Below are 19,509 nucleotides of genomic sequence, written 5' to 3'. Positions count from 1 at the left end.
TGTCGGGACGGGCGCTTCGGCGTGCCTGGGGGCCGGTGCGGGCCGGGGCTGATCGGATTGCCCAGGGGTCTGGTCGAGGACTGAATGTTTGGATATATTCAGTCGAACCAAGTCTGAATGAAATCATCCGCAGGGAGGCCAGGACATGGTGCAGCAGCAGGTGAGCGGTCCGCGCGAGGTGCGTGCGGCACGCGGTACGGGGCTGACGGCGCAGGGGTGGCAGCAGGAGGCTGCCCTGCGGATGCTGATGAACAACCTCGACCCCGAGGTCGCCGAGCACCCCTCCAAGCTGGTGGTGTACGGCGGCACCGGCAAGGCGGCCCGGGACTGGCGCTCCTTCGACGCCATGGTCCGGACCCTGGAGACCCTCAAGCAGGACGAGACCATGCTGGTCCAGTCCGGCCGCCCGGTCGGCGTCATGCAGACCCACGAGTGGGCGCCGCGGGTGCTCATCGCCAACTCCAACCTGGTCGGCGACTGGGCCAACTGGGAGGAGTTCCGCCGCCTGGAGAGCCTCGGGCTCACCATGTACGGCCAGATGACCGCCGGCTCCTGGATCTACATCGGCACCCAGGGCATCCTGCAGGGCACCTACGAGACCTTCGCGGCCGTCGCCAACAAGCGCTTCGACGGCACCCTCGAGGGCACCATCACCCTCACCGCCGGCCTCGGCGGCATGGGCGGCGCCCAGCCGCTGGCCGTCACCATGAACGGCGGCGTGGCGATCTGCATCGACTGCGACCCGTCCCGGATCTCCCGCCGGATCGAGCACCGCTACCTGGACGTCGAGGCCAAGAACCTCTCCCACGCCCTGGAGCTCGCCACCGCCGCCCGCGACAAGCGCCAGCCGCTCTCCATCGGCCTGCTGGGCAACGCCGCCGAGCTGTTCCCGCAGCTGCTCGCGATGGACGCGCCGATCGACATCGTCACCGACCAGACCAGCGCGCACGACCCGCTGAGCTACCTGCCGGTGGGCGTCGACTTCGACGACATGGCGACCTACGCGGCCGAGAAGCCCGCCGAGTTCACCACCCGCTCGCGCGAGTCGATGGCCAGGCACGTCGAGGCCATGGTCGGCTTCCAGGATCGCGGCGCCGAGGTCTTCGACTACGGCAACTCGATCCGCGGCGAGGCCCAGCTGGCCGGCTACGACCGGGCGTTCGCCTTCCCCGGCTTCGTCCCCGCGTACATCCGCCCGCTGTTCTGCGAGGGCAAGGGCCCGTTCCGCTGGGCGGCGCTGTCCGGCGACCCGCAGGACATCCACAAGACCGACAAGGCCGTCCTCGACCTCTTCCCGGAGAACGAGTCGCTCGCCCGCTGGATCAAGATGGCCCAGGAGAAGGTGCACTTCCAGGGCCTGCCGGCGCGCATCTGCTGGCTCGGCTACGGCGAGCGCGACAAGGCCGGCGAGCGCTTCAACGACATGGTCGCCTCCGGCGAGCTGTCCGCACCGCTCGTGATCGGCCGCGACCACCTGGACTGCGGCTCGGTCGCCTCCCCGTACCGCGAGACCGAGGCGATGCTGGACGGCTCCGACGCCATCGCCGACTGGCCGCTGCTCAACGCCATGGTCAACGTGGCCTCCGGCGCGTCCTGGGTCTCCATCCACCACGGCGGCGGCGTCGGCATCGGCCGCTCGATCCACGCCGGTCAGGTCACCGTCGCCGACGGCACCGCGCTGGCCGGCGAGAAGATCCGCCGGGTGCTCACCAACGACCCGGGCATGGGCGTCATCCGGCACGTCGACGCCGGCTACGACCGGGCCGTCGAGGTCGCCGACGAGCGCGGCGTGCGCGTCCCGATGGGCGAGCTGTGAGCGAGCGGAGCCTGAAGAGCCGCGCGGTGCGCGACACGGGTGCCGGGCGCGGCGAGGCGGTCGCGTGACGTCCTCCTTCGAAGAGATGTGGGCGGAGCTGCTCCCCGTGGGCCGCTCCGCCGCCTCCGGCGGCTACCGCCGCTTCGCCTGGAACTCCGCCGACGCCGAGTGCCGCGCCTGGTTCGAACAGCAGGCCCGTGACCGCGGCCTGACCTACGAGCTGGACCGCAACGGCAACCAGTGGGCCTGGCTGGGCGATCCGGCCGCGGGCGGGGCGGTCGTCACCGGCTCGCACCTGGACTCCGTCCCGGACGGCGGCGCCTTCGACGGCCCGCTCGGCGTGGTCTCCTCCTTCGCCGCGCTGGACGAGCTGCGCGGCCGGGGAGCGGAGCTCGACCGGCCGCTGGCGATCGTCAACTTCGGTGACGAGGAGGGCGCCCGGTTCGGCGTGGCCTGCATCGGCTCCCGGCTCTCCGCCGGCGTGCTCTCCCGCGAGCAGGCGTACGAGCTGCGCGACGCCGACGGCGTCCGGCTGCCCGACGCGATGGAGCGGGCCGGCTACGACCCGACCGCGCTCGGCGCGGACGACGACCGGCTGGCCCGGATCGGCGCCTTCGTCGAACTCCACGTCGAGCAGGGCCGCCTCCTCACCGAGGAGCAGCCGGTCGGCGTGGCCAGCGCGATCTGGCCGCACGGCCGCTGGCGGTTCGACTTCCACGGCGAGGCCAACCACGCCGGCACCACCCGGATCGAGGACCGCCGCGACCCGATGCTGACGTACGCCAACACCGTGCTCTCCGCCCGCAAGAAGGCGCGGCTGGCGGGTGCCCTGGCCACCTTCGGCAAGGTCGCGGTCGAGCCCAACGGCACCAACGCGATCGCCTCGCTGGTGCGCGGCTGGCTGGACTCCCGGGCCGCCGACGAGCGCACCCTGGCCGCGCTGGTCGACGAGATCGAGCAGGCCGCCGCCGAGCGCGGCGAGCGCGACGGTGTCCGGGTCGAGCTGACCCGGGAGTCCTACACCCCGGTGGTGGACTTCGACGGCCCGCTGCGCGACAGGCTCGCCAAGCTGCTGGACGCCCCGGTGCTGCCCACCGGGGCGGGACACGACGCCGGGATCCTGGCGTCGGCGATCCCGACCGCCATGCTGTTCGTGCGCAACCCCACCGGGGTGTCGCACTCCCCGGCCGAGCACGCCGAGGAGGCGGACTGCCTGGCCGGCGTCACCGCCCTCGCCGACGTACTGGAGGACCTGGCGTGTCAGTGACCTACTGGGCGCAGTACGCCTGGCTGCCCCACCCGAACGGTCCGGTGGTCGAGCGGGACGTGCTGATCGCCGTCGGCCCCGACGGCCGGACCACCGCGGTGACGCCGGAGAGCGGGCCCTGCCCGCCCGGCGCCGTCCGCCTCGACGGGCTGCTGCTGCCCGGCCAGGCGAACGCCCACTCGCACGCCTTCCACCGGGCGCTGCGCGGCCACGTCCAGGTCGGCTCCGGCACGTTCTGGACCTGGCGCGACACCATGTACCGGTTCGCCGGGGCGCTCGACCCGGACCGCTACCTGGCGCTCGCCACCGCCGTCTACGCCGAGATGGCGCTGGCCGGGATCACCGCCGTCGGCGAGTTCCACTACCTGCACCACGCGCCCGGCGGCGCCCGGTACGACGACCCCAACGCGATGGGCGAGGCGCTGATCGAGGCCGCCGCGCGGGCCGGCATCCGGATCACCCTGCTCGACACCTGCTACCTGTCCGCGGGCTTCGGCGCCGAGCCGACCAAGCCCCAGCAGCGGTTCAGCGACGGCGACGCCGACGCCTGGGCCGAGCGGGCGGACGCGCTCAAGCCCCGCGAGCACGCCCGGATCGGCGCCGCCATCCACTCGGTGCGGGCCGTGCCGGCCGAGCAGCTGGGCACCGTCGCGCAGTGGGCGGCGGCGCGCAAGGCGCCGCTGCACGTCCACCTGTCCGAGCAGACCGCCGAGAACGAGGCCTGCCTCGCCGCGCACGGCGTCACCCCGACCCGGCTGCTGGCAGACCACGGCGCGCTCGGCCCGCGGACCTCGGCGGTGCACGCCACCCACCTCACCGACGAGGACGTCCGGCTCCTCACCGACACGTCCACCACCATCTGCATGTGCCCCACCACCGAGCGGGACCTCGCGGACGGCATCGGCCCGGCCCGCCGGCTGGCCTCGGCGGGCTGCCCGGTCACCCTGGGCAGTGACAGCCACGCCGTCATCGACCCGTTCGAGGAGGCCCGCGCCCTGGAGCTGGACGAGCGGCTGCGCACCCGCACCCGCGGGCACTGGACGGCCGCCGCCCTGCTGCGGGCCGGCACCGAGGACGGGCACGCCTCGCTCGGCTGGCCGGAGGCCGGCCGGGTCGAGGCCGGCGCCCTGGCCGACTTCACCGTGATCGCGCTGGACTCGGTGCGCACCGCAGGGCCGCCGCCCCGGCTGGGCGCCGAGACGGCCGTCTTCGCGGCCTCCGCCGCCGACGTGCGGCACGTGGTGGTCGGCGGCCGGCAGGTCGTCCGGGACGGCGTGCACCAGCTGGTCGCGGACGTGCCGGGCGCCCTGGGCGCCGCCATCGGCGCGCTGAGCTGCTGATCCGTGTCCCCAACCCCGTTCGGAAGGCGTTGTCTTGAGCACCTTGATCACCGGCATCGGCAGCCTGGTCACCAACGACCCCGGGTCCGGCACCGGGCCGCTCGGCCTGCTCACCGACGCGGCCGTGGTGCTGGACGGCGCCACCGTCGCCTGGGTCGGCCCGGCGGCCCAGGCACCGGCCGCCGACGAGCGGTTCGACGCGGCCGGGCGGGCGCTGCTGCCCGGCTTCGTCGACTCGCACGCGCACCTGGTGTTCGCGGGCGACCGCACCGCCGAGTTCAACGCCCGGATGTCCGGGCAGTCGTACAGCGCGGGCGGCATCCGCACCACGGTGGCGGCCACCCGGGCCGCGAGCGACGCCGAACTCGACGCCAACCTGGCCCGGTTCGTCCGGGAGGCGCTGCGGCAGGGCACCACGACCATCGAGTGCAAGTCCGGCTACGGGCTGACCGTCGAGGACGAGGCCCGGGCGCTGCGGATCGCCGCGCAGTACACCCCGGAGACCACCTACCTGGGCGCGCACGTGGTCGCGCCCGAGTACGCCGACGACCCGGCCGGGTACGTCGACCTGGTCACCGGCGAGATGCTGGACGCCTGTGCGCCGCACGCCCGCTGGGTGGACGTGTTCTGCGAGAAGGGCGCCTTCGACGGCGACCAGGCACGGGCCGTGCTGACCGCGGGCATCGAGCGCGGCCTCACCCCCCGGGTGCACGCCAACCAGCTCTCCCACGGCCCCGGCGTGCAGCTCGCCGTCGAGCTGGGTGCCGCCTCGGCGGACCACTGCACCCACCTGACGGACGAGGACGTGGCGGCCCTGGCCGGCTCGGGGACGGTGGCGACGCTGCTTCCGGGCGCCGAGTTCTCCACCCGCGCCGAGTACCCGAGCGGCCGGCGGCTGCTCGACGCGGGCGCCGTGGTGGCGCTCTCCACGGACTGCAACCCGGGCTCCAGCTTCACGAGTTCGATGGCGTTCTGCATCGCGGTCGCGGTGCGCGAGATGGGCATGACGCCGGACGAGGCGGTCTGGGCGGCCACGGCCGGCGGTGCGCACGCGCTGCGGCGCACCGACGTCGGGTCGGTCACCGTCGGTGCGCGCGCCGACCTGCTGCTGCTGGACGCCCCCTCGCACGTCCACCTGGCCTACCGGCCGGGCGTGCCGCTGACGGCGGCGGTCTGGCGGTCGGGCGTGCGGGAGGTCTGAGCACCGCACGGGGGAGCCCCCGCGCCGCCGGGGTGGCCGGCGCGGGGGCTCCGTCACGCCCGGGGCCGGTCAGCCGCGGGCGAGCCCCAGCGAGCGCTTCAGGAACTCCACCTGGTGGTGGTGGATGTTCTCCGCCACCGACTCGTCGCTCGGGGTGTGGGTGGTGCCGCAGAGCGGGAGGACCTCGTGCGGGCGGCCGGCGGCGAGCAGGGCGCCGGACAGCCGCAGGGCGTGGACGGGCAGGACGTTGTCGTCGGCGAGGCCCTGCACCAGCAGCAGCGGGCGGACCAGCCGCGGCGCGTCGGCGATCAGCGAGCAGGCGTCGTAGTGCTCGGGGTGCTCGGCGGGGTGGCCGAGGAAGCGCTCCTGCCAGTGGGTGTCGTACAGCCGCTGGTCGGTGGGCGGCGCGCCGGCGACGGCCGCGTGGAAGACGTCCGGGCGGCGCAGCACGGCGAGCGCCGCGAGGTAGCCGCCGTAGGACCAGCCGCGGATGCCGACCCGGTCGAGGTCGAGCAGGCCGGGCCGCAGCCGGGCGGCCTGCCGCAGGCCGTCGACCTGGTCCTCCAGGGCGGGGCCGGCCTTGTCGCCCCGGACGCTCTTCTCCCAGTGCGGGCCGCGCCCCGGGGTGCCGCGGCCGTCGACGACCAGCACCGCGAAGCCCTGGTCGGCGTACCACTGCGCGAGCAGGTCGTACCACTGGCCGCCGGTGTCGACGATCTGCTGGGCGGGCCCGCCGTACGGGGCGAGCAGGACGGGCAGCGGCCCCGCACCGGCCCGGTGGCCGGTGGGCAGGTACAGCGCGGCGCGCAGGTCGCGCGGGCCGAGGCGGAGCAGCTCGGGCCGGGCGGTGAGCACCGGCGGCTGCGCGTACGAGGTGAGCGGGAAGGCCCGGCCGTCGCGGTGGACGGTGCCGAGGCCGGCGGGGTGGCCCGCCCGGCGGGTGGTGAGCACCAGGGTGCCGGCGCGCCGGGTGCCGGTGTGCAGCCCCGGGCCCTCGCTGAGCCGCCGGACGCCCTCGGCCGGGTGGTGGCTCCAGAGGTGGGTCTCGACGGGATCGTCCTGGGCGGTGAAGAGCACCTGCTCGCCGTCCGTCCCGAGCACCCGGGCCAGCTGCAGCCCGGGCGGGGTGACGGGCACGCCGTCGACGGTGAGGTGCCGGGTGCCGTCGACGTCGGCGGCGTCGACGAGTGCTCCGGAGGCGGTGCGCACCGGCAGGCCGGGGACGAGTTCGACCCAGTGCTCGTCGCGCCGTTCGGCGAGCAGCCGGGTGGTGCCGTCCGGTTCGACGGCGAGGGTGCGCAGGGTGCGCTGGTCACGGCTCTGGACGGCGGCGTACGGGCCGTGCGCGTCCCAGCCGGCGGCGGTGAGGTACTCGTGTGCCTCGCGGTCCCAGCGGACCTCGGTGCGGCCGCCGTCGACGCCGAGCAGCCAGAGCGAGACCTCCGCGTTGGCGGTGCCGGCCAGCGGGTAGCGGATCGCGCGCGGCGGCCGCTGCGGCTCGGCCGGGTCGGCGAGGAAGAGCCGGCCGACCGGGCGCGGGTCGACGCGGGCGACCAGCAGCGCGGTGCCGTCCGGGGACCACCAGTGGCCGCGGTCGCGGTGCATCGACTCGGCGGCGACGTGCTCGGCGACGCCGTACGTCACCTCCTCGGCCTCCGGTTCGGCGAGCGCCCGATCGGGTCCGCCGTCGAGGTCGGCCACCCGCAGGGCGCCGTCGCAGGAGTAGGCGATCCGGCGGCCGGTCGGGTCGATCCGCGGGTCGTACACCCCGGGGGCGGTCGGCACGGCGCGGACGGTGCCCGCGGCGGTGTCGGCGAGCCAGAGGGAGCCGCCGAGGGTGAAGGCGGCGAGCCGGCCGGTGGCGTCGGTGCTGAAGGCGGTGATGCCGGAGCCCGCGACGCGGGCGCGTTCGCGGCGGATCCGTTCGGCCTCGGGGAGCCCGCCGCCGCCCTCGCCGAGCGCGGCCGGGTCGGCGACCAGGCGTTCCGCGCCGGTGGCGGTGTCGAGCGCCCAGAGCCGGGCGACCGGGTCGGTGCCGCCCCGGCTGCGCAGGAACAGGACGGTGGTGCCGTCGGCGGTGATCAGGGGCTGGGTGGGCGCGCCCAGGGTGAGGCGCCGGGTGCGGGCGAGCTGGCGGGGGAGGGAGTCGGTCGGCATGGCGGGCACCATAGGCAGACCGGGCCCGCCGCGGTCGAGTGGATTTCCGGACCCGCCGGTCGGGCCGTGCGGGCGGGCCGCGGGAGGTGGGGGAAAACGGCCGGGGCCGGCGCGGATCTCAGGAATCCGCACCGGCCCCGGAGCGTGTGCCCGGTCGTCAGGACGTCAGTGGACGTCGCCCATGAGCTTGACGACCCTCTTGCGGTACAGCCACAGCGCGACACCGGCGAGTATCGCCATGGCGCCCTGCACCGCGAAGTACGAGGTGCTGCCGACCACGTCGTCGCCCAGCACGAGCTGGAAGATGGCGGCGACGCAGTCACCCGCGGTGACGGCGAGGAACCAGACGCCCATCATCTGGCTGGCGTACTTGGTGGGCGCCAGCTTGGTGGTGACGGACAGGCCGACGGGGGAGAGCGTGAGCTCACCGACGGTCTGGACCAGGTAGACCATGGCCAGCCAGAGCGGGGTGACCTTGGTGCCGCCGGTGGCGGCGGCCATCGCCAGCATCATGACGATGAAGGAGGCGCCGATCATCAGCAGGCCGAAGGCGAACTTCGTGGTGGTGCTGGGGTTCTTCGACCGGCGGGCCAGGGCGACCCAGAACCAGGCGAAGACCGGGGCCAGCGCCATGATGTACAGCGGGTTGAGCGACTGGAACCAGCTGGACGGGAAGTCGAACCCGAACAGCGTGGACGCGGTGTGGTCGTCCGCGAAGATGCTCAGCGTCGAGCCGGACTGGTCGTAGATCATCCAGAACACGGCGGCGGCGACGAAGAACCAGATGTAGCCGCTCATCCGGGACTGCTCGGTGGCGTCGAGGTCCTTGTCGCGCTTCACCTTGGCGAAGACGAAGACCGGGATCGCGATGCCCGCGATGGACAGCGGCCAGAGCACCCAGTCGATGGTGAAGGAGCCGCTCGCGACGAGCGCGCCGTAGATGACCGCGGCGATGCCCAGCCAGATGCCGGCCTTCGTGAAGATCGCGCGCTTCTCGGCCGCGGAGATCGGCGAGGCGACGACGTCGCTCTTGGGGCTCAGGTGGCGGGTGCCGAGCAGGAACTGGCCGAGGCCGAGGGCCATGCCGACGCCGGCCAGGGCGAAGCCGAGGTGCCAGCTGACGTTCTGGCCGATGGTGCCGATGACCAGCGGGGCCGCGAAGGCGCCGAGGTTGATGCCCATGTAGAAGACGGTGAAGCCACCGTCACGGCGCGGGTCGTTCGGGCCGTCGTACAGGTGGCCGACCATCGTGGAGATGTTGGCCTTGAGCAGGCCGGAGCCGATCGCGATCAGGGCGAGGCCGGCGAAGAACGAGCCGCTGAACGGCACGGCCAGCAGGAAGTGGCCGATCATGATGATCGTGCCGCCGACCGCCACGGTCTTGCGGGCGCCGAGGAAGCGGTCCGCGATCCAGCCGCCGGGGAGGGCGAGCAGGTAGACCATCGCCGTGTAGACGCTGTAGATGGCGGTGGCGACGGCCATCTTCATGCCGAGGCCGCCGTCCGCGATGGAGGCGGTCATGTAGAGCACCAGCAGGGCGCGCATGCCGTAGTAGCTGAAGCGCTCCCACATCTCGCTCATGAAGAGAGTGGCGAGACCTCGGGGGTGGCCGAGGAAGGTCTTGCCGCTGGGAGAGGCCGACGCGAGGTCGGCGTCCAGGGTCGTAGACGCCATGTGTAGGGGTTCCTTGCCTGACAGCGTCCGCCAAGGGGGGTGGCGGCGGACGTGGACGGAACCACTCTACGTGGCCATATTTGGAGTTATCGGATGACAAAAGCCACGAATTAGGTATGGGAATGGTAAAGCCTGCAGAAGATCTGCCCGGTCTATCCATGGTAGACGGGCACCTCTTCCTTCGGTTTCAAGATCCAAAGGTGAATTCTTCGCCGAACGGGCGGTTGGCAACGGTCTGTTGAGTGCTAGGAAGTCCTTGTATAACGATCACACTCTGTGAACTACCTCACAAGGCGGTCGGGCATACCCCGGCGGACTACCATCACCACATGACCTGTGTGCTGCTCGCCGAGGACGATCCGGCGATCTCCGAACCGCTCGCCCGGGCCCTGCGACGTGAGGGCTACGAGGTGCTCGTCCGCGAGGACGGTCCGACCGCACTCGCCGCCGGCCTGACCGAGGAGGTCGACCTCGTCGTCCTCGACCTCGGGCTGCCCGAGATGGACGGCCTGGAGGTCTGCCGCCGCCTGCGCGCCGACGGCAAGAGCTGCCCCGTTCTGGTGCTCACCGCCCGTGCGGACGAGGTCGACACCGTGGTCGGCCTGGACGCCGGCGCCGACGACTACGTCACCAAGCCCTTCCGCCTGGCCGAACTGCTCGCCCGGGTCCGGGCCCTGCTCCGACGCGGCAACGTCGACCAGCTCACCACCGGCGCGCACGGCGTCAAGATCGACATCGAGTCCCACCGGGCCTGGCTCGGGGAGGAGGAGCTCACCCTCTCCGCCAAGGAGTTCGAGCTGCTGCGCGTGCTCGTCCGGGACGCCGGCCGGGTGGTCACCCGCGAGGAGATCATGCGGCAGGTCTGGGACACCACCTGGTGGACCTCCACCAAGACCCTCGACATGCACATCTCCTGGCTCCGCAAGAAGCTCGGCGACGACGCGGCGAACCCGCGCTACATCGCCACCGTGCGCGGGGTGGGCTTCCGGTTCGAGAAGAATTAGCCCCGTACGGAGATCGCGGCCGGGCACCGGCCGGTGGAGCAGCACACCTCGGGGAGCGGCAGCGTGAAACGCCGGATGATCAACTCGCTGCTGGGCGTCGTCCTGGTGGTGGTCGTGGTGTTCTGCGTCCCGCTCGCCCTCGTCGAGAAGCGCACCATCGTCAACTCGGCCCAGGACCGGGTGGACGCGGCCGCCGTCCGGGTGCTCGCGCTCGTCGAGAACCGGCTGAACGCCGGCGAACCGGTCACCGGCCGGGCCTTCGACAACCAGGTCACCGAGGGCAGCTACGTCGAGGTGCAGATCCCCGGCCAGGAGGTCGTCTCCACCGGTGAGCGGCCGGCCGGGGACCACCTGCTGAAGGCCGTCGAGCGTGGCAACAGCGGCGAGGTCGTCACCGTCGAGCAGTCCCGCGAGGACGTCGACCACCAGATCGCCAACATGCTGCTGCTGCTCGGCGTGGTCGCCCTGCTGGCCGTCCAGGCCGCGGTGGCGCTCGCCGTCTGGCAGGCCAAGCGGCTCGCCCGCCCGCTCACCGACCTCGCCGAGACCGCCGAACGGCTCGGCTCGGGGGACCCGCGACCGCGCGACCGCCGCTACGGGGTGCCCGAGCTCGACCGGGTCGCCGAGGTGCTGGACACCAGCGCCGAACGGATCGCCCGGATGCTCACCGCCGAACGCCGGCTCGCCGCCGACGCCTCGCACCAGCTGCGCACCCCGCTCACCGCGCTCTCCATGCGGCTGGAGGAGATCACCGCCCTCGCCGAGGAGCCGGAGACCGTCAAGGAGGAGGCGACCATCGCCCTCCAGCAGGTCGAGCGGCTCACCGACGTCGTCCAGCGGCTGCTCACCACCCAGCGCGACCCGCGCAGCCCCACCGCCGTCGCCTTCGACCTGGACGAGGTGATCAAGCAGCAGGTGGAGGAGTGGGGCCCGTCGCTGCGCGAGACCGGCCGGGTGCTGTCCCTGGAGGGCCTGCACGGGGTCACCGCGGTCGGCACCCCGGGGACGGTCGCCCAGGTGCTGGCCACCCTGATCGAGAACTCGCTGATGCACGGCGCCGGGACGATCACCCTGCGGGTGCGGCCCTCCGGCACCTCGGTGGTGGTCGAGGTGCAGGACCAGGGCGCCGGCGTGCCGCCGGACCTCGGCAACCGGGTGTTCGAACGCGCGGTCAGCGGCCGCAACTCGACCGGCATCGGCCTCGCCGTCGCCCGCGACCTCGCGGAGGCGGACGGCGGCCGGCTCGAACTGCTCTCGCTGCGGCCGCCGGTGTTCGCGATCTTCCTCGGCCGCAGCCAGACGGACTGATCACCGGGGCGGGAGCCGCGGCCGTCAGCCGGGCATCATGCCGAGCTGGCGCATCAGGCCCATGACGTCCCACTGCCACCAGCCCTCGCAGATCATCCCCTGCTCGAAGCGGAAGGTCGTCGTGCCGCGGCCGGTGACGGACCGGCCGGTGTTCGTGGTGCCCATGAAGTCGGCCTTCTGGGTGGCGCGCCAGGTCCACCGGGTGGCGACCTCGTCGCCCTCGGCGATCTGGCTCTCCACGTCGAAGGTGAAGTCGAAGGCGGCGAGGTAGCCGCTGCAGCGCTCCTTGAAGGCCGCCCGGCCGACGGCGTCGCCCTCGCTGGCGTAGTCGTGGTCGCGGTAGCCGGCGGTCATGCACTCGTCGATCACGCCGAGGTCGCCCGCGGCCAGCCCGTCGAGCACCCGGCCCGCGGTGGCCTTGTTGAACGCCGCGTCACGGACCACGTCGAGGTCGGTGAAGGTCGGCGGTGCGTCGCAGAGCGCGACCATCTCGCGGAAGATCCGATCGGTCTCGGGCAGGCCCGAGTTCCTCATCGCCTCCTCGTACGAGGCGAACTCGACGATCTCCACGACGTGCTTGCTGTCGGCGCGGTCGGTGGCGACCACCGCGTGGCCGGCCGTCCGCCGGCCCCTGGTCTGCTCGGCCCAGCTGTCCATCAGCCGGTTGAGGTCGTCGAGCCTGTCGGTCCTGCAGTCGATGATCTGGACGAACGCCATGGCGATCCTCCCGGGGACCCCCCTCGGCCTCGATCGTCCGCCTGCCGCGCTCGCCCTCGGTCACCACTGTCCTCCGGCGGACGGCGGTCCGGCAAGCGGGGGGCCTACTCGGCCTTGGCGTACCGGATCTGCTCGGCGGCCAGCATCATCTCGGCCTGCTCGGCGAGCTCCTGCCCGCTGGCGGCGTCCGCCGGCTGCCCCGTCCCGGGCAGCTCCTTGAACACCCAGGTCCGGTAGGAGACGAAGCGGAAGACGGTGGCCACCGCGAGGCCGGCGACCTTGGCGCCCAGCTGCTCGTAGTGCGAGTCCAGGCCCAGCACGTACACCGAGAAGCCGAGCACGCCGGTCTCGATCAGCATGCCGATGCCGCTGTAGACCAGGAAGAGGGTGATCTCGCGCTTGCGCGAGGCGGCGTCGCGGTCGCGGTACAGCCAGTAGCGGTAGCCGAGGTAGTTGCTGGCGATGGCGACCAGGGTGGCCGCGATGTTGGACCGCAGCGAGGCCAGGTGCAGGCCGTTGATGCAGATCCAGAAGACGGCGAAGTTGACCACCACGCCACTCAGGCCGACCAGGCCGAACTTCACCACTTCGCCCGAGAGCCCGCGCAGTTTCTGCGCGAGCGAGGTGCTCGAAGCTGCGGTCGTCGCCATACCGGGCTGCCTCCATGTGCGTGCGGGTCGAGAGGGCGGATCGCGGCATCGCGGTCGTCCCTTGAGCCCTGCGTGCACGCACATGATCGGACCGCGTAGACCAGGACCTAGCCGTCCAGGCTACCCGCTTCCGCCGAACGGCTCAGCCGCGAGGGCGCCGGGTTGACATCTACGCGCGTCCGCTCCATGCCGCCCACCAGCGGCTCCACCACCCCCGACCGGCCCGGATATCCTGGCGGCGTGACTTCCCCGGGCAATGTGAATTTTCCAGTGGTGGGCATGATCGGCGGCGGGCAACTGGCCCGCATGGCACACCAGGCGGGCATCCCGCTCGGAGTCAGGTTCAAACTCCTCGCCGACACGCCCCAGGACTCCGCCGCGCAGGTGGTCTCCGACGTCGTCCTCGGTGACTACCGCGACCTCGACACGCTGCGCCGCTTCGCGGCCGGCTGCGACGTGGTGACCTTCGACCACGAGCACGTCCCCACCGAGCACCTGCGGGCCCTGGAGGCCGACGGCATCGCCGTCCGCCCCGGCCCGGACGCGCTCGTCAACGCCCAGGACAAGGGCGTCATGCGGGCCAGGCTCGACTCCATCGGCGTGCCCTGCCCCCGGCACCGGATCGTCGCCGACCCGGCCGACGTCACCGCGTTCGCCGCGGAGGGCGACGGCTACCCCGTCGTGCTGAAGACCGTCCGCGGCGGCTACGACGGCAAGGGCGTCTGGGTCGTCGACGGCGAGGAGGAGGCGGCCGCGCCGTTCCTCGCCGGCGTCGCCGTGCTGGCCGAGGAGAAGGTCGACTTCGTCCGCGAGCTCGCCGCCAACGTCGTGCGCTCGCCCAGCGGCCAGGCCGTCGCCTACCCGGTGGTGGAGAGCGTCCAGGAGGACGGCGTCTGCGCCGAGGTCACCGCCCCCGCGCCCGACCTCGACCCCGCCCTCTCCGACGAGGCCCAGCAGCTCGCCCTGCGGATCGCCGGCGAACTCGGCATCGTCGGCCACCTCGCCGTCGAGCTGTTCCAGACCCGGGACGGCCGGATCCTGGTCAACGAGCTCGCCATGCGCCCGCACAACTCCGGGCACTGGACCCAGGACGGCGCGGTCACCTCGCAGTTCGAGAACCACCTGCGGGCCGTCCTCGACCTCCCGCTCGGCGACCCGAGGCCGCGCGCCCGGTGGACCGTGATGGTCAACGTCCTGGGCGGCGACTACCCGGACATGTACCACGCCTTCCTGCACTGCATGGCCCGCGACCCCGGGCTGAAGATCCACATGTACGGGAAGGACGTGAAGCCCGGCCGCAAGGTCGGCCACGTCAACGTCTTCGGGGACGACCTCGACGACGTCCGCGAGCGAGCCCGCCACGCGGCCGCCTACCTGCGAGGAACGATCACCGAATGACATCCCCGGTTGTTGGCATCGTCATGGGCTCGGACTCCGACTGGCCCGTCATGGAGGCCGCCGCCCAGGCCCTCGACGAGTTCGAGATCCCCTACGAGGTCGACGTCGTCTCGGCGCACCGGATGCCGCGCGAGATGGTCGCCTACGGCGAGAACGCCCACCGGCGCGGCCTGAAGGCGATCATCGCGGGCGCCGGCGGCGCGGCCCACCTGCCCGGCATGCTCGCCTCCGTCACCCCGCTGCCGGTCATCGGCGTGCCGGTGCCGCTGCGCTACCTCGACGGCATGGACAGCCTGCTCTCCATCGTCCAGATGCCGGCCGGCGTGCCGGTCGCGACCGTCTCGGTGGCCGGCGCGCGCAACGCCGGCCTGCTCGCCGTGCGCATGCTCGCGGCCTTCGACCCCGAGCTGACCGAGCGGATGACCGAGTTCCAGGCCGAGCTGAACAACCAGGCCACCGAGAAGGGCAAGAAGCTCCGGGCCAAGGTGGCCGGATCCTCCTCCTTCGGCTTCGGCAAGTAGTCCGACCACCGGGGCGGGTGGGGTAGAACGGCTCACATGACTTCTGAGCCGGACTCCCCCGCCCCGCTGGACCGCGCCCGGGCCCTGCTGCGCACCGCCCCCGTGGTGGACGGCCACAACGACCTCCCGTGGGCCATGCGCGAACAGGCCGGGTACGACCTCGGCGCGCTCGACCTCGCCGCCGACCAGAGCGACCGCCTGCACACCGACCTCGCCCGCCTCGCGGAGGGCGGGGTCGGCGCCCAGTTCTGGTCCGTCTACGTGCCCACCCGGCTGGCCGGCGACCACGCGGTGAGCGCCACCCTGGAGCAGATCGACTTCGTCCACGCCCTGGTCGAGCGCTACCCCGACCGGCTCCGGCTCGCCCGCACCGCCGACGACATGGAGGCCGCCCGCGCCGAGGGCCGGATCGCCTCCCTGATGGGCGCCGAGGGCGGCCACTCCATCGACTGCTCGCTCGCCACCCTGCGGGCCCTGTACGAGCTCGGCGTGCGCTACCTGACGCTCACCCACAACGACAACACCCCGTGGGCGGACTCCGCGACCGACGAGCCGGCGGCCGGCGGCCTGACCCGCTTCGGCGAGGAGGTCGTCCGGGAGATGAACCGGCTCGGCATGCTCGTCGACCTCTCGCACGTCTCCGCCGACACCATGCGCGACGCCCTGCGGGTCACCGAGGCCCCGGTGGTGTTCTCGCACTCCTCCGCCCGCGCCGTCTGCGACCACCCGCGCAACGTCCCCGACGACGTGCTCGCCCAGCTGCCCGCCAACGGCGGCGTGGCGATGGCCACCTTCGTGCCCAAGTTCATCCTGCCCGCCGCCATCGAGTGGACCCTCGCCGCCGACGCCAACATGCGTGCCCACGGCTTCCACCCGCTCGACACCACGCCGGCCGCGATGGACCGCCAGCGCGCCTTCGAGGCCGACAACCCGCGGCCGGCCGCCACCCCGGCCACCGTCGCCGACCACCTCGACCACATGCGCGAGGTCGCCGGCATCGACCACATCGGCATCGGCGGGGACTTCGACGGCACCGCCTTCCTGCCCGAGGGCCTGGACTCGGTGGCCGGCTACCCCAACCTGGTCGCCGAGCTGCTGCGCCGCCGCTGGTCCGAGGGCGACCTCGCCAAGCTCACCTGGCACAACGCCGTCCGCGTGCTGCGCGACGCCGAGTCGGCCGCCGCCGGGCTGCGGGCGCGCCGCCGCCCGTCCATCGCCACCATCGCGCAGCTGGACGGCGCCGGGGACGGGGAGGCCTGACCCGACCGTCCGGGTCGACGGTGCCGACCCGCGCCGACCCGTGCTGACGGCGGCCGGGAATGGCCGGGGCCGCGGTGGCGCTGGCTCCGGTGAGTTCCCGGCTGCGAGGAGGCAGGACATGTACGGCGACCCGGAGACGGTCCGGAGGATCCTTACCGAGCTGGGTGACACCTGGGCCGTCGTGGGCCTCTCGTCCAACCGGCGGCGAGCGGCGTACGGCGTCGCCGAGGTGCTGCAGCGCTTCGGCAAGCGGATCGTGCCGGTGCACCCGAAGGCGGAGACGGTGCACGGCGAGCAGGGGTACGCCTCGCTCGCGGACGTCCCGTTCGAGGTCGACGTGGTGGACGTCTTCGTCCGCTCGGACCTCGCCGGCGGGGTCGCGGACGAGGCGGCCGCGATCGGCGCCGCGGCCGTCTGGTTCCAGCTCGGCGTGGTCGACGAGGCCGCGTACGAGCGGACGCGGGCGGCGGGGCTCGCGATGGTGATGGACAAGTGCCCCGCCATCGAGATCCCCCGCCTCGGCCTGGCCGGCCGGTTCGGCTAGCGCCCGTCCGGCGGACGCGGGCGGATCCCGGAGATCAGCGCGGCGGCCCGGGCGGCGGTGCGGACGGCGGCGGGGGAGGCGCCCGGTCGTGGTCTGCACCGCTCCCGTCCGGCGCCGGGCCGGCCCGCCGCGCGCGGTCCTCGTGACGGCTCCCGGGGACGGCGTTCCCGGGCGAGAGCTGAACGGCGAGCCGCCACAGGACGCCGAGCACCACGAGCCCGGCCACCAGGAAGAACGCGGCCAGCGCGACCCTGACGAGCCACTCGTCGGAGGTCACGAGGGAGGCCGAGGTGAACTCGACCGTGAGCCCCAGCGCGGCGTAGTACAGGAGTCGCACCATCGAGCCGGCGAAGGAGTGCAGGGGGTAGAGGAGGAGCACCAGCCTCGTCCTCGTCCGGAACGGGGTCGGTTCGCCCCGCGGCGCCTCGGCCTCCGGTGTCTGCAGGGCCCGGAGCTGGTCCTCCAGGTACCCGGCGGCCCAGGCCCGCGCCTGGGCGGCGTCCGCCCCCGGGGCGACGGCCGCGTAGGTGCTGAACCACTGGCCGAGGAAGCCGAGGTAGGCCTGCGCCTCGTCCAGCTGCTGCCGCCGCCTGGTCGCGGCGCTCCGCCGGGCGCGCCAGTCCCGCAACCAGAGCCCCGCGGCGCCGAGGAGCGCGGCCACGACGGCCGGGAGCGCCGACGTCACCACGTCGTGGACGACGCTCGACGCGTCCGCTGCGGCCATGCCCTCACCTCATCCGGCCCGCTCCGGTGACGGTGGAGCCGACGCCCGGTGCGACGAGCATCCGGCGCGCCGGGCGGCGGTGCCAACGAGGATGAGCCATCCGGCCGCCCCCGCGACCGGCGGTGGGGGCGCCGTCAGCTGGGGCGGCCGAGGGCGCGGTACGTCCAGCCCGCGGCGCGCCAGGCCTCGGCGTCCAGCACGTTGCGGCCGTCGAGCAGTCGCCGCTCGGCGACGACGGCGCCCAGCGCCGCCGGGTCCAGCTCGCGGAACTCGCTCCACTCGGTCAGGTGCAGGACGACGTGGGCGCCCTCGGCGGCCTCCAGGGCCGAGGAGGCGTAGGCGAGCGAGGGGAACATCTTGCGGGCGTTGTCCACGGCCTTGGGGTCGTAGACGGTGACCTGGGCGCCCTGGAGCTGGATCTGGGCGGCGACGTTGAGCGCGGGGGAGTCCCGGATGTCGTCCGAGTTGGGCTTGAACGCGGCGCCCAGGACGGCCACCCGGCGGCCCAGGAAGCCGCCGTCGCACTGCTCGCGGGCCAGTTCGACCATCCGGGAGCGGCGGCGCATGTTGATCGAGTCGACCTCGCGCAGGAAGGTCAGCGCCTGGTCGGCGCCGAGCTCGCCGGCCCGGGCCATGAAGGCGCGGATGTCCTTGGGCAGGCAGCCGCCGCCGAAGCCGAGGCCGGAGTTGAGGAACTTGCCGCCGATCCGCTCGTCGTGGGCGAGGGCCTTGCTGAGCTGGGTGACGTCCGCGCCGGCCGCCTCGCAGACCTCGGCCATCGCGTTGATGAAGGAGATCTTGGTGGCCAGGAAGGAGTTGGCGGCGGCCTTGACCAGTTCGGCGGTCGCGTAGTCGGTGACCATGAACGGCACCCCGGCCGCGATCGGCTCGGCGTACACCTCGCGCAGCAGCCGCTCGGCGTTCTCGCTGTGGGCGCCGACGACGATCCGGTCCGGCCGCAGGGTGTCCCGGACGGCGAAGCCCTCGCGCAGGAACTCCGGGTTCCAGGCGAGTTCGGCGCCCGCGCCGACCGGAGCCAGGGCGGCCAGCCGCTCGGCCAGCCGGCTCGCCGAGCCGACCGGCACGGTGGACTTGCCGACCACCAGGACCGGGCGGGTCAGGTACGGCGCGAGGTCGTCGATGGCGGTGTCCACGTAGGACATGTCGGCCGCGAACTCGCCCTTGCGCTGGGGGGTGTTGACGCAGATGAACTGCACGTCGCCGAACTCGGCGGCCTCCTGGACGGAGCTGGTGAAGCGCAGCCGGCCGGTCGAGCCCTCGTGTCCGGCCACGTGCTTGAGCAACAGCTCCGACAGGCCCGGCTCGTACATCGGCACCCGGCCGGCGGTCAGCGTGGCGATCTTGTCGGGGTCGATGTCCAGGCCCAGCACCTCGAAGCCGAACTCGGCCATCGCGGCGGCGTGCGTGGCGCCGAGGTAGCCGGTGCCGATCACGGAGATGCGGAGGGTCACGGGTTCCCCTTTGTGCGGACTCGACCTGTACGGGTGCACCTGATGCTATCCGCCCGCCGGAGTCGGCAGGGATCGCCCGGTCACGGGGAACGCTAGGCAGCCGCAGGTCGGAGCCCTAGGATCTCTACTGAACGGTAGTTAACCCGAATTGACTTCGACCACTGGCGAGGCGGGCAACATGGCGGGCGGCGCAGGCGCGGCTGACTTCGATCTCTTCCGTATCTCCGAGGAGCACGGGATGCTCCGTGAGGCGGTGCGTTCGCTGGCCGAGGCGAAGATCGCTCCGTTCGCGGCGGAGGTGGACGAGCTGGGCCGGTTCCCGCAGGAGGCGCTGGAGGCGTTGCAGGGCAGTGACCTGCACGCGGTGCACGTGCCGGAGGAGTACGGCGGTGCGGGTGCGGACGCGTTGGCGACGGTGATCGTGATCGAGGAGGTGGCGCGGGTGTGTGCGTCGTC

At 73.2% G+C, this 19,509-nt stretch carries 17 protein-coding genes; 11 read left to right on the top strand and 6 right to left on the bottom strand.

Going from position 1 to position 19,509, the window contains the following annotated elements; genetic code table 11:
• Positions 1–160 precede the first annotated feature (160 nt).
• From hutU to hutI, 4 genes are all read left to right on the top strand, one after another.
• Positions 161–1,816 (top strand): urocanate hydratase, encoded by a 1,656-nt coding sequence (hutU, locus tag ACIA8Q_RS08250; protein WP_360216384.1) that lies wholly within the window; start codon positions 161–163, stop codon positions 1,814–1,816.
• Between the two features lie 85 nt (positions 1,817–1,901).
• A complete protein-coding gene (locus ACIA8Q_RS08245; RefSeq protein WP_360216381.1) occupies positions 1,902–3,083 on the top strand; it encodes an allantoate amidohydrolase in 1,182 nt (393 codons plus the stop codon).
• Positions 3,074–4,423, top strand: coding sequence for a formimidoylglutamate deiminase (locus ACIA8Q_RS08240; RefSeq protein WP_360216269.1), 1,350 nt, complete (start codon positions 3,074–3,076; stop codon positions 4,421–4,423). Before ACIA8Q_RS08245 ends, ACIA8Q_RS08240 begins: the two co-directional genes overlap by 10 nt.
• Positions 4,424–4,457: 34 nt before the next feature.
• Positions 4,458–5,624, top strand: a complete 1,167-nt coding sequence (gene hutI / locus ACIA8Q_RS08235; RefSeq protein ID WP_360216266.1) for an imidazolonepropionase — start codon at positions 4,458–4,460, stop codon at positions 5,622–5,624.
• A gap of 69 nt (positions 5,625–5,693) precedes the next feature.
• Here the strand turns inward: hutI and ACIA8Q_RS08230 are convergent, their stop codons facing one another.
• Positions 5,694–7,781, bottom strand: a complete 2,088-nt coding sequence (locus ACIA8Q_RS08230; protein ID WP_360216263.1) for a prolyl oligopeptidase family serine peptidase — start codon at positions 7,779–7,781, stop codon at positions 5,694–5,696.
• Between the two features lie 165 nt (positions 7,782–7,946).
• Positions 7,947–9,455 (bottom strand): oligopeptide:H+ symporter, encoded by a 1,509-nt coding sequence (locus ACIA8Q_RS08225; RefSeq protein ID WP_360216260.1) that lies wholly within the window; start codon positions 9,453–9,455, stop codon positions 7,947–7,949.
• Between the two features lie 329 nt (positions 9,456–9,784).
• Between ACIA8Q_RS08225 and ACIA8Q_RS08220 the strand changes: the two genes are divergently transcribed.
• Both ACIA8Q_RS08220 and ACIA8Q_RS08215 read left to right on the top strand, forming a co-directional pair.
• Positions 9,785–10,459: a response regulator transcription factor gene (locus tag ACIA8Q_RS08220; protein WP_030290974.1), complete on the top strand. Its 675-nt coding sequence runs from the start codon at positions 9,785–9,787 to the stop codon at positions 10,457–10,459.
• Positions 10,460–10,522: 63 nt separating this feature from the next.
• Positions 10,523–11,767 (top strand): ATP-binding protein, encoded by a 1,245-nt coding sequence (locus tag ACIA8Q_RS08215; RefSeq protein ID WP_360216257.1) that lies wholly within the window; start codon positions 10,523–10,525, stop codon positions 11,765–11,767.
• A gap of 24 nt (positions 11,768–11,791) precedes the next feature.
• Here the strand turns inward: ACIA8Q_RS08215 and ACIA8Q_RS08210 are convergent, their stop codons facing one another.
• Together ACIA8Q_RS08210 and ACIA8Q_RS08205 are read right to left on the bottom strand one after the other, a co-directional pair.
• Positions 11,792–12,484, bottom strand: coding sequence for an ester cyclase (locus ACIA8Q_RS08210; protein WP_360216254.1), 693 nt, complete (start codon positions 12,482–12,484; stop codon positions 11,792–11,794).
• 104 nt (positions 12,485–12,588) lie between these two features.
• Entirely contained in the window at positions 12,589–13,134 is a 546-nt protein-coding gene (locus ACIA8Q_RS08205; protein WP_360216252.1) for a GtrA family protein, read from the bottom strand.
• A gap of 258 nt (positions 13,135–13,392) precedes the next feature.
• Here ACIA8Q_RS08205 and ACIA8Q_RS08200 point away from each other — a divergent pair, with 258 nt between their 5' ends.
• From ACIA8Q_RS08200 to ACIA8Q_RS08185, 4 genes are all read left to right on the top strand, one after another.
• On the top strand, positions 13,393–14,532 hold the full coding sequence (locus tag ACIA8Q_RS08200; RefSeq protein WP_360216250.1) for a 5-(carboxyamino)imidazole ribonucleotide synthase: 1,140 nt from the start codon (positions 13,393–13,395) through the stop codon (positions 14,530–14,532).
• A complete protein-coding gene (gene purE / locus ACIA8Q_RS08195) occupies positions 14,529–15,053 on the top strand; it encodes a 5-(carboxyamino)imidazole ribonucleotide mutase (RefSeq protein WP_360216248.1) in 525 nt (174 codons plus the stop codon). Before ACIA8Q_RS08200 ends, purE begins: the two co-directional genes overlap by 4 nt.
• 36 nt (positions 15,054–15,089) lie before the next feature.
• Positions 15,090–16,313, top strand: coding sequence for a dipeptidase (locus tag ACIA8Q_RS08190; protein ID WP_360216246.1), 1,224 nt, complete (start codon positions 15,090–15,092; stop codon positions 16,311–16,313).
• Between the two features lie 118 nt (positions 16,314–16,431).
• Positions 16,432–16,857, top strand: a complete 426-nt coding sequence (locus tag ACIA8Q_RS08185; RefSeq protein WP_360216243.1) for a CoA-binding protein — start codon at positions 16,432–16,434, stop codon at positions 16,855–16,857.
• 34 nt (positions 16,858–16,891) lie between these two features.
• Here the strand turns inward: ACIA8Q_RS08185 and ACIA8Q_RS08180 are convergent, their stop codons facing one another.
• Positions 16,892–17,581 (bottom strand): hypothetical protein, encoded by a 690-nt coding sequence (locus ACIA8Q_RS08180; protein WP_360216240.1) that lies wholly within the window; start codon positions 17,579–17,581, stop codon positions 16,892–16,894.
• A 134-nt stretch (positions 17,582–17,715) separates the two neighbouring features.
• Complete coding sequence (locus ACIA8Q_RS08175; RefSeq protein ID WP_360216237.1) at positions 17,716–19,053, bottom strand: UDP-glucose/GDP-mannose dehydrogenase family protein; 1,338 nt, start codon at positions 19,051–19,053, stop codon at positions 17,716–17,718.
• 178 nt (positions 19,054–19,231) lie between these two features.
• On the opposite strand from ACIA8Q_RS08175, the gene ACIA8Q_RS08170 reads away from it, so the two are divergent.
• A partial coding sequence (locus ACIA8Q_RS08170) for an acyl-CoA dehydrogenase family protein (RefSeq protein ID WP_396316968.1) occupies positions 19,232–19,509 on the top strand: 278 nt, incomplete at its 3' end.

It is taken from the genome of Kitasatospora sp. NPDC051705 (assembly GCF_044453265.1).
In the GTDB taxonomy this organism is placed as follows: domain Bacteria; phylum Actinomycetota; class Actinomycetes; order Streptomycetales; family Streptomycetaceae; genus Kitasatospora.
Note: the sequence above shows the minus strand (reverse complement) of the source record. Positions and strands in the feature narration are given on the sequence as shown.